Here is a 12,825-nt window from a genome sequence, read left to right on the forward strand (position 1 = left end):
TCGGCGCCATGGAGAGCCTGGAGACCCCGGAACCCGTGACCAGCCTGGCAAGCCTGCGGACCATCGAGACCTGGCCCGTGCCGACCGCCGCCGCGGCCGTCGTGCGCGCGGACGGGAGCCTCGCAGGCGCCCACGGCCCCGTCGACCACCGTTTCCCGCTGGCCTCGGTCACCAAGCCGCTCGCCGCGTACGCGGTCCTCGTCGCGTACGAGGAGGGGGCCATCGAGCTGGACGAGCCGGCCGGCCCCGAGGGCTCGACGGTCCGTCACCTCCTCGCGCACACCAGCGGCCTGGCCTTCGACGAGCACCGCGTGATGGCCCCGCCCGGACAGCGCCGGCTCTACTCCAACGCCGGTTTCGAGGTCCTCGGCGACCACCTCGCCAAGGCCACCGGCATCCCCTTCGCCGAATACCTGCACCAGGCCGTCTTCGAACCGCTCGGCATGACCTCCTCCACCCTGGAGGGCTCCCCCGCCAAGGACGGCGTCTCGACCGTCTCCGACCTCGTGCGCTTCGCCGCCGAACTCCAGGCACCCCGCCTGCTCGACGTCCGGACCGTCGCCGAGGCCACCTCCGTGGTGCGGGGGGGCCTCAAGGGCGTGCTGCCCGGCTACGGACACCAGTCCCCCAACGACTGGGGCCTCGGCATGGAGATCCGCGACGGCAAGTCCCCGCACTGGACGGGCCTGACCTCCTCCCCGCGCACCTTCGGGCACTTCGGCCAGTCCGGCACCTTCCTGTGGGTGGACCCGGACGCCCGCGCCGCGTGCGTGGCCCTGACCGACCGGGCCTTCGGCCCCTGGGCGGTGGAGGCCTGGACCCCCTTCACCGACGCCGTCCTCGCCGAGCTGCGCGCGACCCCCTAGGCGGGCAGTTCCCAGATCAGCAGCTCCCCCGGGGACCCGGCGGTGATCTCCAGGCCCTTCTCGCCGGTGATCCGCACCGCGTCCCCGGGCCCGAGCTCCTGCCCGTCGAGGCGCAGGTCCCCGCGCACCACGTGCAGGTAGACCCGCTCGGCCGGCGGTACGGGGACCCGCTCGCCCGCGCCCGGCCGGCGCACCCACAGCACCGCGCCCGCCTCCGGGACCTCGTACGGGGCGCCGTTCGCGAGGCCGCGCACGACCTCGTACGAGGGCTCCCCGCCGGCCTTCAGCGGCGCGAGCCACATCTGCACGAACCGCAGCGGCACCTCGGCGTCGTTGCGCTCCACGTGCCGGGCGCCGGAGCCGGCGCCGAGCCGCTGGACGTCGCCGGGGCGGACGACGCCGGTGTGCCCGGTGGTGCTGTCGCGGTGCGTGAGCTCGCCCTCGATCACCCAGGTCACGATTTCGGTGTGGCTGTGCGGGTGCTCGTCGAAGCCGGCGCCGGGGGCGAGCAGCTCCTCGTTGCAGGCCAGCACCGGGCCGAAGCGGATGTTGTCCGGGTCGTAGAACGACCCGAAGGAAAAGGCGTGTCGGGTGGTGATCCCGGCTGCGCGGTCCCCTCCCTCGTAGCGGTCGGCGGCGCGGCGTACGTCAATCATGGGTGTCACCGTAGCCCCCGCCGGCGGGGGTGGCGGGAGACCCGCGTCCGCGAGCCGGGACGCCGATAAGGCAGTCTTGTCCCGTGCCCCAACCCGAACGTGAGCATTCCCCCGAGACCGGGATCCGTCCCGCGCATCCGGCCCACCCCCACGCCGCGACCCTGCGCCGGCTGGAGAAGTCCTCCGGTCGGCTCGCCGCCAACGCCATCGCGCGCATGGACGAGAACCTGCCGTGGTACCGGGCGATGCCACCGGAGAACCGGTCGTGGATCGGCCTGGTCGCCCAGGCCGGCATCGCCGCGTTCACGGAGTGGTTCCGGCACCCCGAGACCCCGCAGGCGATCTCCACGGACGTCTTCGGGACGGCTCCGCGCGAGCTGACACGGGCGATCACCCTGCGCCAGACCGTCGAGATGGTCCGCACCACGATCGAGGTCATGGAGGCCGCGATCGACGAGGTGGCGGCCCCCGGCGACGAGTCGATCCTGCGGGAGGCGCTGCTGGTGTACGCCCGGGAGATCGCCTTCGCGACGGCCCAGGTGTACGCCCAGGCCGCCGAGGCGCGCGGCGCGTGGGACGCCCGCCTGGAGTCCCTCGTCGTCAACGCGGTGCTGTCGGGCGAGGCCGACGAGGGCGCCCTGTCGCGGGCGGCGGCGCTCGGCTGGAACGCGCCGGAGCACGTGTGCGTCATCCTGGGGACCGCCCCGGACGGGGACAGCGAGCTGACGGTGGAGGCGATCCGCCGCGCGGCCCGCCACCACAAGCTCCAGGTGCTCACGGGCGTGCTGGGCGACCGGCTGGTCGTCATCGCGGGCGGCAGCGACAACCCGATGCAGGTGGCGAAGTCCCTGATCGGCCCGTTCGCGGCCGGTCCGGTGGTGGCCGGTCCGGTGGTCCCGGACCTGCTGAACGCGACGAAGTCGGCGCAGGCGGCGGCGGCCGGGCTGAAGGCGTGCACGGCCTGGCAGGACGCGCCCCGGCCGGTGCTGGCGGACGATCTCCTGCCGGAGCGCGCCATCGCCTCGGATCCCTCGGCACGGGAACAGCTGGTGGAGGAGATCTACAGACCGCTGGAAGAGGCGGGCTCGGCGCTGCTGGAGACGCTGAGTGTCTATCTGGAGCAGGCGAGCAGCCTGGAGGGGGCCGCGCGGATGCTGTTCGTGCACCCCAACACGGTGCGCTACCGGCTCCGACGTGTGACCGACGTCACCGGCTGGTCACCCTCCGATGTGCGCTCGGCGTTCACGCTGCGAATCGCCCTGATCCTGGGGCGCCTGGCCGACGGAGATCCGCAGTCCTAGACTTTTGTCGGACATCAACAATTACCCCGACGGTTCTTCGTCCCTGTCCCCACGGGCGGCGGAGACCACCCACAAGAGAGAGTGTGAGGGTGCTCGTACTCGTCGCTCCAGGCCAAGGCGCTCAGACGCCAGGCTTCCTGACTCCCTGGCTCGAACTCCCAGGCGCCGCGGAACGCGTCGCCGGCTGGTCGGACGCCATCGGGCTCGACCTTGCCCACTACGGCACCAAGGCCGACGCGGACGAGATCCGCGACACGGCGGTGGCGCAGCCGCTGCTGGTCGCGGCCGGTCTGCTCTCCGCCGCGGCGCTGGGTCCCCGTACGGCCTTCGGCGCGGTGGCGGGCCACAGCGTCGGTGAGATCACCGCGGCCGCGTACGCCGGTGTGCTGAGCGAGGACGAGGCGCTGTCCTTCGTCCGCACCCGCGGTCTGGGCATGGCCGAGGCCGCCGCCGTCACCGAGACCGGCATGGCCGCCGTCCTCGGCGGCGACCAGGACGTGGTGGTCGCGCACCTCGAAAGGCTGGGGCTGACCCCGGCCAACATCAACGGCGCTGGTCAGATCGTGGCCGCCGGCACCGCGGAGCAGATCGCCGCCCTGGAGGCCGACAAGCCCGAGGGCTCCATGAAGGTCGTCGCCCTCAAGGTCGCGGGCGCCTTCCACACGCACCACATGGCCCCGGCCGTCGCCACCCTGGAGAAGGCCGCGCAGGCCCTGTCCCCGGCCGACCCGGCGCTGAAGTACGTCTCGAACAAGGACGGTCAGGTCGTCACCTCGGGCGCCGATGTCGTCGCCCGTCTCGTCGGTCAGGTCGCCAACCCGGTCCGCTGGGACCTGTGCATGGAGACCTTCGCCGCCGAGGGTGTCACCGGGATCATCGAGCTCGCCCCGGGCGGCACCCTCCAGGGTCTGGCACGACGCGCGCTCAAGGGCGTGCCCAATGTGGCTCTGAAGACCCCGGACGATCTCGACAAGGCCGCGGCGCTCGTCGCCGAGCAGTCGGCCTGAGAGAAGGAGCCCACACAGCATGTCCAAGATCAAGCCGGCCAAGGGCTCCCCGTACGCCCGCATCCTCGGTGTCGGCGGCTACCGTCCGACCCGGGTGGTGCCCAACGAGGTCATCCTGGAGACGATCGACTCGTCCGACGAGTGGATCCGCTCCCGCTCCGGCATCGCCACCCGGCACTGGGCCTCGCCCCAGGAGACGGTCGCGGCGATGTCCGTGGAGGCTTCCGGCAAGGCGCTCGCCGACGCCGGGATCTCCCCCGAGCAGATCGGTGCCGTGATCGTCTCGACGGTCTCGCACTTCAAGCAGACGCCGGCCATCGCGACGGAGATCGCGCACCGGATCGGCGCGGTCAAGCCCGCCGCGTTCGACATCTCCGCGGGCTGTGCCGGTTTCGGCTACGGCCTCACGCTGGCCAAGGGCATGGTCGTCGAGGGGTCGGCGCAGTACGTCCTCGTGATCGGTGTCGAGCGACTGTCGGACCTGACCGACCTGGAGGACCGCGCGACGGCCTTCCTGTTCGGTGACGGCGCGGGCGCCGTCGTCGTGGGCCCCTCGGACGAGCCGGCCATCGGCCCCACGGTGTGGGGTTCGGAGGGCGACAAGTCGGAGACGATCAAGCAGACCGTGCCGTGGGACGCGTACCTCGGCAAGGACTCCGGCGAGAAGTTCCCGGCCATCACGCAGGAGGGTCAGGCGGTCTTCCGCTGGGCCGTCTTCGAGATGGCCAAGGTGGCCCAGCAGGCGCTCGACGCCGCCGGGATCGCCGCGGAAGACCTGGACGTCTTCATCCCGCACCAGGCCAACATGCGGATCATCGACTCGATGGTGAAGACCCTGAAACTGCCGGAGCACGTCACGGTCGCCCGTGACGTGGAAACCACCGGCAACACGTCGGCCGCCTCGATTCCGCTCGCCATGGAGCGGCTTCTGGCGACCGGAGCGGCGAAGAGCGGCGACACCGCGCTCGTCATCGGCTTCGGGGCGGGGCTCGTCTACGCCGCGACGGTCGTTACCCTCCCCTAGGGCCGGGAGCAGTTCCCGCCCTGTTCAAACCAGTCAGCAAGAGAAGGAGCGCCACATGGCCGCCACCCAGGACGAGATCGTCGAAGGCCTCGCGGAGATCGTCAACGAGATCGCCGGCATCCCGGTCGAGGACGTCGAGATCGACAAGTCCTTCACCGACGACCTGGACGTCGACTCGCTGTCCATGGTCGAGGTCGTCGTCGCCGCCGAAGAGCGCTTCGACGTCAAGATCCCGGACGAGGACGTCAAGAACCTCAAGACCGTCGGCGACGCCGCCGAGTACATCCTGAAGCACCAGGCCTGAGCCTGACGAGCGTTTGTCGCCACCTGGCGGTGGCGCCGTGACAATTCAGCACCCCCTGAGACGTGGAGAAAGAATTCCTGTGAGCCCGACCAATCGCACCGTGGTCGTCACCGGTATCGGCGCAACCACTCCGCTGGGTGGCGACAGCGCTTCGACCTGGGAAGGTCTGCTCGCCGGCCGGTCCGGCGTCTCGCCCCTCGAAGGCGAGCGCTTCGCCGAACTGCCGGTCCGCATCGCCGCCCAGGCGGCGGTGGACCCGAGCGAGGTACTGCCCCGCCCGCTGGCCCGCAAGCTGGACCGCTCGGCCCAGTTCGCCGTCATCGCCGCCCGTGAGGCCTGGGCCGACGCCGGTTACACCGCCCCCGCGGGCGACGACGAGTCCGTCGTCCCCGAGCGGCTGGGCACCGTGATCGCCTCCGGCATCGGCGGCGTCACCACTCTGCTGGACCAGTACGACGTACTGAAGGAAAAGGGTGTGCGCCGGGTCTCCCCGCACACCGTCCCCATGCTCATGCCGAACGGCCCGTCGGCCAACGTCGGCCTGGAGGTCAACGCCCGCGCCGGTGTGCACACGCCGGTCAGCGCGTGCGCGTCGGGCGCCGAGGCCATCGGCTACGCGGTCGAGATGATCCGCACCGGCCGCGCCGACGTCGTCGTCGCCGGCGGCACCGAGGCGGCCATCCACCCGCTGCCGATCGCCGCGTTCGCCAACATGATGGCGATGTCCAAGAACAACGACGCCCCGACCGAGGCCTCGCGCCCCTACGACAAGGCCCGCGACGGCTTCGTCCTCGGTGAGGGCGCCGGTGTCGTGGTCCTGGAGTCCGCCGAGCACGCCGCCGCGCGCGGCGCCCGCGTCTACTGCGAGGTGCTGGGCCAGGGCCTGTCGGCGGACAGCCACCACATCGCGCAGCCGGAGCCCACGGGTCGCGGTGTCGCGGCGGCCGTGCGGAACCTGCTGGACAACACGCAGCTGGACCCGTCCGAGCTGGTCCACGTCAACGCGCACGCCACGTCCACCCCGCAGGGTGACACGGCCGAGCTGAAGGCCCTGCGCAAGGTCCTGGGCGACGACCTCGACCACATCGCGATCTCCGCGACCAAGTCGATGACCGGTCACCTGCTGGGCGGTGCGGGCGGCATCGAGACCGTCGCGACCGTGCTGGCGCTGTACCACCGGATCGCCCCGCCGACGATCAACATCGACGACCTGGACGAGGACGTCGACGCGGACATCGTGCGCGGCGAGCCCCGCAAGCTGCCCGTCGACGACCCGATCTCGGCGATCAACAACTCCTTCGGCTTCGGCGGCCACAACGTCTCCCTGGCGTTCCGCACCGTCTGACCGTAGCGACGCGTCACAAGCGTCACGAGCGTCACAAGACGGAGGCCCCCGCCCGGCATCGCCGGGCGGGGGCCTCCGTCGTACGCGTCGTACGGTGTCAGACCACCTGGTGGAGCCAGCGGACCGGGGCGCCCTCGCCCGCGTAGCGGAAGGGCTCCAGTTCGTCGTCCCAGGGCTTGCCGAGCAGTTTGGCGATCTCCGCCTCCAGGTCCGTCTCGCCGCGCGCCGAGCGGGCGAGGGCGGCGCGCAGCCGGTCCTCGGGGATGAGGATGTCGCCGTGCATGCCGGTGACGGCGTGGAAGATGCCCAGCTCGGGGGTGGAGCTGTAGCGCTCGCCCTCGGCGGTCGGGCAGGGTTCGGCGGTCACCTCGAAGCGGAGCAGGTGCCAGCCGCGCAGGGCGGAGGCGAGTTTCGAGGCGGTGCCGGCCTCGGCCTGCCAGGAGAACTCGGCTCTCCAGGTGCCGGGGGAGGCGGGCTGCCGGATCCAGTCGAGGTTCACCCGCACCCCGAGCACGCCGGCCACTGCCCATTCCACGTGCGGACAGAGCGCGCGCGGCGCGGAATGCACGTACAGAACTCCACGTGTCGTCACCGGGACCTCCAGTGTGGGACGAGGTCGGGAATAATCTCCAGAAAACGGACAGTATGTGACGTGATGTAATGTAACGGAAATTATTGGACATTGCGCTACGCCGCTTGCGGCCGAAACGCCACGGGAAAAAGCTACCGTGCGCCAGGGGTCATGGTGTGACGTACGGTCGCACCGAAGCCCGTAAACACAGAGCATTCACTCAGCAGGACGCCCCCGGAAGGACGGTGGGCGACGAGAGGGGGACGACCCGATGCGCACCACCGCCCCGCGCCGCCGCGTGCGCGGGACCGTCGCGGGCGTGAGCCTGGCGGCGGCCCTGCTCGCCTCGACGGTCACGGGGTGTGACGACGGGGGTTCGTCACCCCGGGGGGAACGGGGCGCGCAGTCGAGGCCGCGGTGGAACACCGCACCCACCTCGGTCGCCGCCGTCGGGGACTCCATCACCCGTGGCTTCGACGCCTGTTCGGTGCTGGCGGACTGCCCGGAGGTCTCCTGGGCCACCGGCACCGACCCCACCGTGCGCTCGCTCGCGGCCCGGCTGATCGGCGAGGCCGAGGCGCCCTCGCGCAGCTGGAACCTGGCGGTGACCGGCTCGCGCATGGCCGACCTCCCGGGGCAGCTGGCGCAGGCGGCGACGTACCGCCCCGACCTGGTCACGGTGATGGTGGGCTCGAACGACGCCTGCCGGCCCACCGCTTCGTCGATGACGCCGGTGGAGCAGTTCCGGGCCGACTTCGAGCGAGCCCTGCGCGAACTGCGGGCCGCCTCCCCCACCTCACAGGTCTACGTGTCCTCCGTGCCAGACCTCCAGCGGCTGTGGGAGCAGGGCAAGGACAGCCCGATGGTGCGGCAGGTCTGGAAACTGGGGATCTGTCAGTCGATGCTGGCCGAGCCGCTGGCGGCGACGACGGGGGCCACCGCCCGGCGCGAGCAGGTGCGGGCGCGGGTGGTCGAGTACAACGAGGTACTGCGCGAGGTGTGCGCGAAGGACGAGCTGTGCCGCTACGACGGCGGCGCCGTCTTCCAGTACCCGTTCGCAGCGGATCAGTTGAGCCGCTGGGACTGGTTCCACCCGGGCCGCGACGGTCAGGCGCGGCTGGCGGAGCTGGCGCACCGACAGGTGACGGCGGCCGAACCGCCGCGTTGACGCCCCGGGCGTGGCGGATGTGCCGATCAGCGGTTGATCGGACCGGGGGCGGGTGTCAGGGCCCGCCCCCGGACCGGTTCCGGGGCCTCACAAGGGGCGATTTCAGGCCACTTCGCCCACGACGTCGCTCACGGCGTGTCGCGCCGCCCGTCGCGGGGCCGGACGGCGCACACGTCGAGGCTCACGCCGTGGAGGCTCACACGGCGAGGGTGGCCGTGAGCCGGGTGTCCGCGTGGGAGTGGCTCGCGCGGACCTCGTAGGTGCCGCCGACGCGGCGCCAGGCGCGGGCGCTCTCGTCCCAGACCTCGAAGGCCCGCGCGGGCAACGGGATCTCGACCTCGACGCTCTCGCCGGGGCCCGCCTCGACGCCCGCGAAGGCGGCCAGCCAGCTCGCCGGGCGCCCGGCCGTGTCCTCGACGGGTGCGAGGTAGACCTGGACGACCTCGCGGCCGGGCCGGGCGCCGGTGTTGGTGACGCGGACCCGGACGGCCTCGGCGCCGGCCTCCAGGGACTCGTAGGCCCAGTCGGTGTAGCCGAGGCCGTGCCCGAAGGGGTAGGCGGGGCGCACGCCGCGCGCCTCGTAGGCCCGGTAGCCGATGAAGAGGCCCTCCGCGTACTCCAGTCGGCCGTCGGTCGGGACGACCTCGGTGACGGGCGCGTCGGCGAGGGTGGCGGGCCAGGTGGTGGGCAGTCGCCCGCCGGGCTCCGCGGCGCCGAACAGGACGTCGGCCAGCGCGGCCCCGCCCTCCTGGCCGGGGAACCAGGTCAGGAGCACGGCGGCGACGTCCTCGCGCCACGGGAGTTCCACCGGGGAGCCGGCGTTGACGACGACCACCGTGTTCGGGTTGACGGCGGCGACGGCGCGCACCAGGTCGTCCTGCCGGCCGGGCAGGCGCAGGTCGGCGCGGTCGAAGCCCTCGGACTCCACGCGCTCGGTGGTGGCGACGACCACGACGGCGGTGTCGGCGGCCCGCGCGGCCTCCACGGCCTCGGCGATGAGCTCGTCGGGGTCACGGCGCGGGCCGAGGTGGAGCAGGGAGAACATGACGGCCTTGAGCGGGAGGGTGCTCACGTCGGGGACCTGGTAGGTCAGCGAGACCTCGACGGGCTCACCCGCCGTCAGTTCGGCGCGGGCGCGCTCGCTGGGGGCACCGAAGAAGGCCTCGAAGGGGTCGGTCTCGTCGCCCATCTCCTGGACGCCCTCCCAGAGGGTCTCCCCGTCGAGGGTGAGGGTGAAGGCGCCGAGTCCGCGGGTGCCGAAGGTGTGCGGGCCGCTCTCGCGCGGCACGAAGCGGCCGGTGACCTCGATGGTGGCCATGTTCTCGTAAGTGGCCCCGGCGGGCAGGTCGTCGCCGATCCACTGGACCTGGCCGCTGGGCAGGGAGCCTTCGCCGAGGACGGCCCCCGAGGCGTCGCGGCAGACGGCGCGCAGCGTGAAGCCCTGGCCGGCCGGGGCGGGTTCCTCGCTCGGGTCGGCGCCGACGGCGTAGGTGAGGGTGCCCGGCGGGAGGGCGGCGGTGAGCCCGTCGAGCGGCGAGACCACCCGTTCGGGGAAGACGGTGGCGCTGCCGCCGCCCAGGACGCGGGCGTCGCGGGCGGCGGCGCCGATCAGGGCGACGGTGCGGCCGGAGCCCGCGTCCAGGGGCAGGGCGCCGTCGGTGTTGCGTACGAGGACGGACCCGCGGGCGGCCATCTCCCGGGCCAGGGCCTGCCCGTCGATCGGGGCCGGCGCCTCGGTGACGGCGGCCGGGGCGCTCTCCAGCAGGCCGACGCGGGCGGCGAGGCGCAGCACGTTGCGTACGGCGGCGTCGACGGTGGCCTCGGGGACCTCGCCGGCGCGGACGGCGGCGGCGAGGTCGGGGCCGTACACGGTCCGGGGGCCGGGCATGGCCACGTCGAGGCCGCCGAGGACGTCCCCGGTGGTGGAGCGGGCGGCCATCCAGTCGGACACGTTGGAGCCGTCGAAGCCCCACTCGGCGCGCAGGACCTCGTTCACCAGGTACCGGTTCTCGGTCATGGTCGTGCCGTTGACCTGGTTGTAGGCGGTCATGATGCCCCAGGGGTGGGCGTTGGTGACGATGGCCTCGAAGGGCGCCAGGTACAGCTCGCGCAGGGGGCGCGGGGCGATGACGCAGTCGACGGTGAAGCGCTGCGTCTCGGCGTCGTTGCCCACGAAGTGCTTGACGGTCGTGCCGACGCCGCCGTCCTGCACCCCGGCGACGTAACCCGTGCCGACGGCTCCGGTGAGGTGGGGGTCCTCGGAGTAGCACTCGAAGTGCCGGCCGCCCAGCGGGGAGCGGTGCAGGTTGACGGTGGGGGCGAGGACGACGTGGACACCCTTGCGACGGGCCTCCTGCGCGAGGAGGCGGCCCGCGCGGCGGGCGAGGGCCGGGTCCCAGGCGGCGGCGAGCGCCGTCGGGGAGGGCAGGGCGATGGACGGGTCGTCGGCGGTCCAGCGCACACCGCGGACCCCGATGGGGCCGTCGGACATGACCAGGGAGCGCAGTCCGATCGCCGGGACGGCGGGCAGCGACCACATGTCCTGGCCGGCCAGGAGACGGGTCTTGGTGTCGAGATCCAGTTTGCCCAGTGCCGTCTCGACGGCGTCTTCGCGGGCCTGGTCGCGGGCCTGATCGCGGGTCTGATCGGCATCGGTCACGGCCGTGCCTCCTCGTCGGGTGCGGGTGCGTGCGGTGCGGTGCGGTGTGCGCCCATGGTGGACCCGCTACCTGGTGAACGGTAGGGTTCGTTATCGTTATGTGATAATCCGATGCCGTACGGTCCTGCTGGCAGGGTGCGAGCGGAAGGGGTGCCGGGCGATGGCCAGGGCGAAGAGCGAGGAGCGGCGCGGCGAGATCGTCCGCGCGGCGGTCGAGGTGATCGCGGAGCGGGGCTACCGGGGTGCGTCCCTGAACTCCGTCGCCGAGCGCGTGGGCCTGACCCAGCAGGGGCTGCTGCACTACTTCCCCACCAAGGAGGCGCTGCTCGTCGCGGTCCTGGAGGAACGGGACCGCTGGGACACGGGCGGCGGCTCGCGCGCCGCCGCGGGCACCTGGCGGCTCGACCTGCTGGCCTCCCTGGTGGACTACAACGCCATGCGGCCCGGCATCGTGCAGACCTTCTCGGCGCTGCTGGGCGAGAGCGTCACCGACGGGCATCCGGCCCGGGAGTTCTTCACCGAGCGCTACGCGCAGGTGCGCGGGGAGATGGCCGCCGTGCTGCGCGCCGAGTTCGGCGAGCACCTCCCGTCGGGGCTCACCCCGGAGCAGGTTGCACCGCTGCTGACGGCGGTGATGGACGGCCTCCAGTACCAGTGGCTGCTCGCCCCGGAATCGGTGGACATGCCCGCCGCCTTCCGCGCCTTCCTCTCCCTCCTGCGGGGCCCCGACGCGTAATCTCCCGGACCGGCGGGGCATCCCCGCCCCGGGGAACCGCGCGGGTCCCGCGCCGGCGAGCGGGTGGCATCCTGAGCCCATGAGGATCGCCGCCGCGCAGCTCACCTGCGTCCCCGCCGATGTCACCGCCAACGCCGCCCTCGCCGCGGCCCTCGCCGGGCAGGCCCGGGATCGGGGCGCGGAGCTCGTCGTGTTCCCGGAACTGACTCTCACGGGCTACGAGTTGGAGTCGCTCGCCGAGGACCCCGGCCTGTGGCTGGCCGACGCGGACGACCCCCGCCTGGACGGGCCGCGTTCGGCCGGGATCGCCGTCGCCGTCAACGCCGCCCTGCGCGCCGACGGGCCGCTGCCCGCCCTCGCGACGCTGGTCTACGACGCGGACGGCGCGCACGTGACGACGTACGCCAAGCAGCACCTCTACGGACACGAGCAGGACGTCTTCGCGCCGGGCGACACCGACGGGCGCTTCGAACTCGGCGGAATGCGCTTCTCGTTGGGCATCTGCTTCGACCACCACTTCCCGGACCTGGCCGCGCGGGCCCGCGCCGACGACTGCCGCGTCCACCTGGCGAGCTCCCTCTACGGCACGGGCGACGGGCGGGCCCAGCGGGCGAGCGTGTACCCCGGGATCGCCAAGGGGTACGGGCTCCACGTGGCCCTCGCCAACCACGTCGGCCCGGCGGGCCCGTGGACGGGCTGCGGCGGGGCCGCCGTATGGGCGCCGGACGGGCGGTCACTGGCGGAGGCCGACGACCACACCCCGGGCCTGGCCGTGGCCGAAGTGGGGGCCGACGCCTGACGGCCGCTCAGGCGGAGTCCGCGAGGAGGTGCTTCGTGCCCCACTCCCCCAGGGCTTCCAGGGCCGTGTTCAGGTCCTGGCCGAGCGGGGTCAGGGAGTACTCGACGCGGGGCGGGACCTCGTCGTAGACCTCGCGGTGGACGATGCCGTCGGTCTCCAACTCGCGCAGCTGCGCGGCGAGGACCTTCTCCGAGACCCCCGGGACCAGTCTGCGCAGTTCGCCGAAGCGCCGCGGGCACTGCTCCAGCTCCCACAGGAGCGAGACCTTCCACTTGCCGTCGATCACGGCCATCGCGGCCGCGATCCCACAGTGGTCCGCCCCGGGCCTTCGTGTCAGCGCCATCGCGCCCACCTCTCCCACCTGCTCGCTCACCTCGGGGTAACCACCC

At 72.7% G+C, this 12,825-nt stretch carries 13 protein-coding genes; 9 read left to right on the top strand and 4 right to left on the bottom strand.

Annotated features, from left to right (window positions below; all coding sequences use genetic code 11):
* Positions 1-44 precede the first annotated feature (44 nt).
* Entirely contained in the window at positions 45-866 is an 822-nt protein-coding gene (locus tag M4D82_RS11205) for a serine hydrolase domain-containing protein (RefSeq protein ID WP_249771699.1), read from the top strand.
* Here the strand turns inward: M4D82_RS11205 and M4D82_RS11210 are convergent.
* Complete coding sequence (locus tag M4D82_RS11210) at positions 863-1,522, bottom strand: pirin family protein (RefSeq protein ID WP_249765909.1); 660 nt, start codon at positions 1,520-1,522, stop codon at positions 863-865. The genes M4D82_RS11205 and M4D82_RS11210 overlap by 4 nt on opposite strands.
* 83 nt (positions 1,523-1,605) lie before the next feature.
* On the opposite strand from M4D82_RS11210, the gene M4D82_RS11215 reads away from it, so the two are divergent.
* From M4D82_RS11215 to fabF, 5 genes are all read left to right on the top strand, one after another.
* Entirely contained in the window at positions 1,606-2,823 is a 1,218-nt protein-coding gene (locus tag M4D82_RS11215) for a PucR family transcriptional regulator (RefSeq protein WP_249765910.1), read from the top strand.
* An 89-nt stretch (positions 2,824-2,912) separates the two neighbouring features.
* Positions 2,913-3,830 (top strand): ACP S-malonyltransferase, encoded by a 918-nt coding sequence (locus M4D82_RS11220; RefSeq protein ID WP_249765911.1) that lies wholly within the window; start codon positions 2,913-2,915, stop codon positions 3,828-3,830.
* Between the two features lie 19 nt (positions 3,831-3,849).
* Entirely contained in the window at positions 3,850-4,854 is a 1,005-nt protein-coding gene (locus tag M4D82_RS11225; RefSeq protein ID WP_249765912.1) for a ketoacyl-ACP synthase III, read from the top strand.
* A gap of 55 nt (positions 4,855-4,909) precedes the next feature.
* Positions 4,910-5,158 carry an acyl carrier protein gene (locus tag M4D82_RS11230; RefSeq protein WP_249765913.1) on the top strand — a complete coding sequence of 83 codons (249 nt, stop codon included), beginning with the start codon at positions 4,910-4,912 and terminating at the stop codon, positions 5,156-5,158.
* Positions 5,159-5,237: 79 nt separating this feature from the next.
* The gene (gene fabF, locus M4D82_RS11235) at positions 5,238-6,503 is read left to right on the top strand and encodes a beta-ketoacyl-ACP synthase II (RefSeq protein WP_249765914.1); all 1,266 of its coding nucleotides are present in this window, start codon (positions 5,238-5,240) and stop codon (positions 6,501-6,503) included.
* Positions 6,504-6,600: 97 nt separating this feature from the next.
* Here fabF and M4D82_RS11240 read toward each other — a convergent pair whose 3' ends face one another.
* Positions 6,601-7,095: a DUF3145 domain-containing protein gene (locus tag M4D82_RS11240; RefSeq protein ID WP_030160508.1), complete on the bottom strand. Its 495-nt coding sequence runs from the start codon at positions 7,093-7,095 to the stop codon at positions 6,601-6,603.
* 250 nt (positions 7,096-7,345) lie between these two features.
* Between M4D82_RS11240 and M4D82_RS11245 the strand changes: the two genes are divergently transcribed.
* Positions 7,346-8,242, top strand: a complete 897-nt coding sequence (locus M4D82_RS11245) for an SGNH/GDSL hydrolase family protein (RefSeq protein WP_249765915.1) — start codon at positions 7,346-7,348, stop codon at positions 8,240-8,242.
* A gap of 196 nt (positions 8,243-8,438) precedes the next feature.
* Here the strand turns inward: M4D82_RS11245 and M4D82_RS11250 are convergent, their stop codons facing one another.
* Positions 8,439-10,901, bottom strand: a complete 2,463-nt coding sequence (locus M4D82_RS11250; RefSeq protein ID WP_249765916.1) for a beta-glucosidase — start codon at positions 10,899-10,901, stop codon at positions 8,439-8,441.
* A gap of 160 nt (positions 10,902-11,061) precedes the next feature.
* On the opposite strand from M4D82_RS11250, the gene M4D82_RS11255 reads away from it, so the two are divergent.
* A complete protein-coding gene (locus tag M4D82_RS11255) occupies positions 11,062-11,637 on the top strand; it encodes a TetR/AcrR family transcriptional regulator (RefSeq protein WP_249765917.1) in 576 nt (191 codons plus the stop codon).
* 79 nt (positions 11,638-11,716) lie between these two features.
* Positions 11,717-12,436 (top strand): carbon-nitrogen hydrolase family protein, encoded by a 720-nt coding sequence (locus M4D82_RS11260; protein ID WP_249765918.1) that lies wholly within the window; start codon positions 11,717-11,719, stop codon positions 12,434-12,436.
* 7 nt (positions 12,437-12,443) lie between these two features.
* Here the strand turns inward: M4D82_RS11260 and M4D82_RS11265 are convergent, their stop codons facing one another.
* Positions 12,444-12,779 (bottom strand): winged helix-turn-helix transcriptional regulator, encoded by a 336-nt coding sequence (locus M4D82_RS11265; protein ID WP_249765919.1) that lies wholly within the window; start codon positions 12,777-12,779, stop codon positions 12,444-12,446.
* Positions 12,780-12,825: the final 46 nt, after the last annotated feature.

Source organism: Streptomyces sp. RerS4, from assembly GCF_023515955.1.
In the GTDB taxonomy this organism is placed as follows: domain Bacteria; phylum Actinomycetota; class Actinomycetes; order Streptomycetales; family Streptomycetaceae; genus Streptomyces.

What these genes read in the sequence shown, in the direction of transcription:
- M4D82_RS11265 (WP_249765919.1), bottom strand. Translation starts at nt 12,779, where the DNA reads ATGGCGCTGACACGAAGGCCCGGGGCGGACCACTGTGGGATCGCGGCC.
- M4D82_RS11260 (WP_249765918.1), top strand. Translation starts at nt 11,717, where the DNA reads ATGAGGATCGCCGCCGCGCAGCTCACCTGCGTCCCCGCCGATGTCACC.
- M4D82_RS11210 (WP_249765909.1), bottom strand. Translation starts at nt 1,522, where the DNA reads ATGATTGACGTACGCCGCGCCGCCGACCGCTACGAGGGAGGGGACCGC.
- M4D82_RS11230 (WP_249765913.1), top strand. Translation starts at nt 4,910, where the DNA reads ATGGCCGCCACCCAGGACGAGATCGTCGAAGGCCTCGCGGAGATCGTC.
- M4D82_RS11245 (WP_249765915.1), top strand. Translation starts at nt 7,346, where the DNA reads ATGCGCACCACCGCCCCGCGCCGCCGCGTGCGCGGGACCGTCGCGGGC.
- M4D82_RS11225 (WP_249765912.1), top strand. Translation starts at nt 3,850, where the DNA reads ATGTCCAAGATCAAGCCGGCCAAGGGCTCCCCGTACGCCCGCATCCTC.
- M4D82_RS11255 (WP_249765917.1), top strand. Translation starts at nt 11,062, where the DNA reads ATGGCCAGGGCGAAGAGCGAGGAGCGGCGCGGCGAGATCGTCCGCGCG.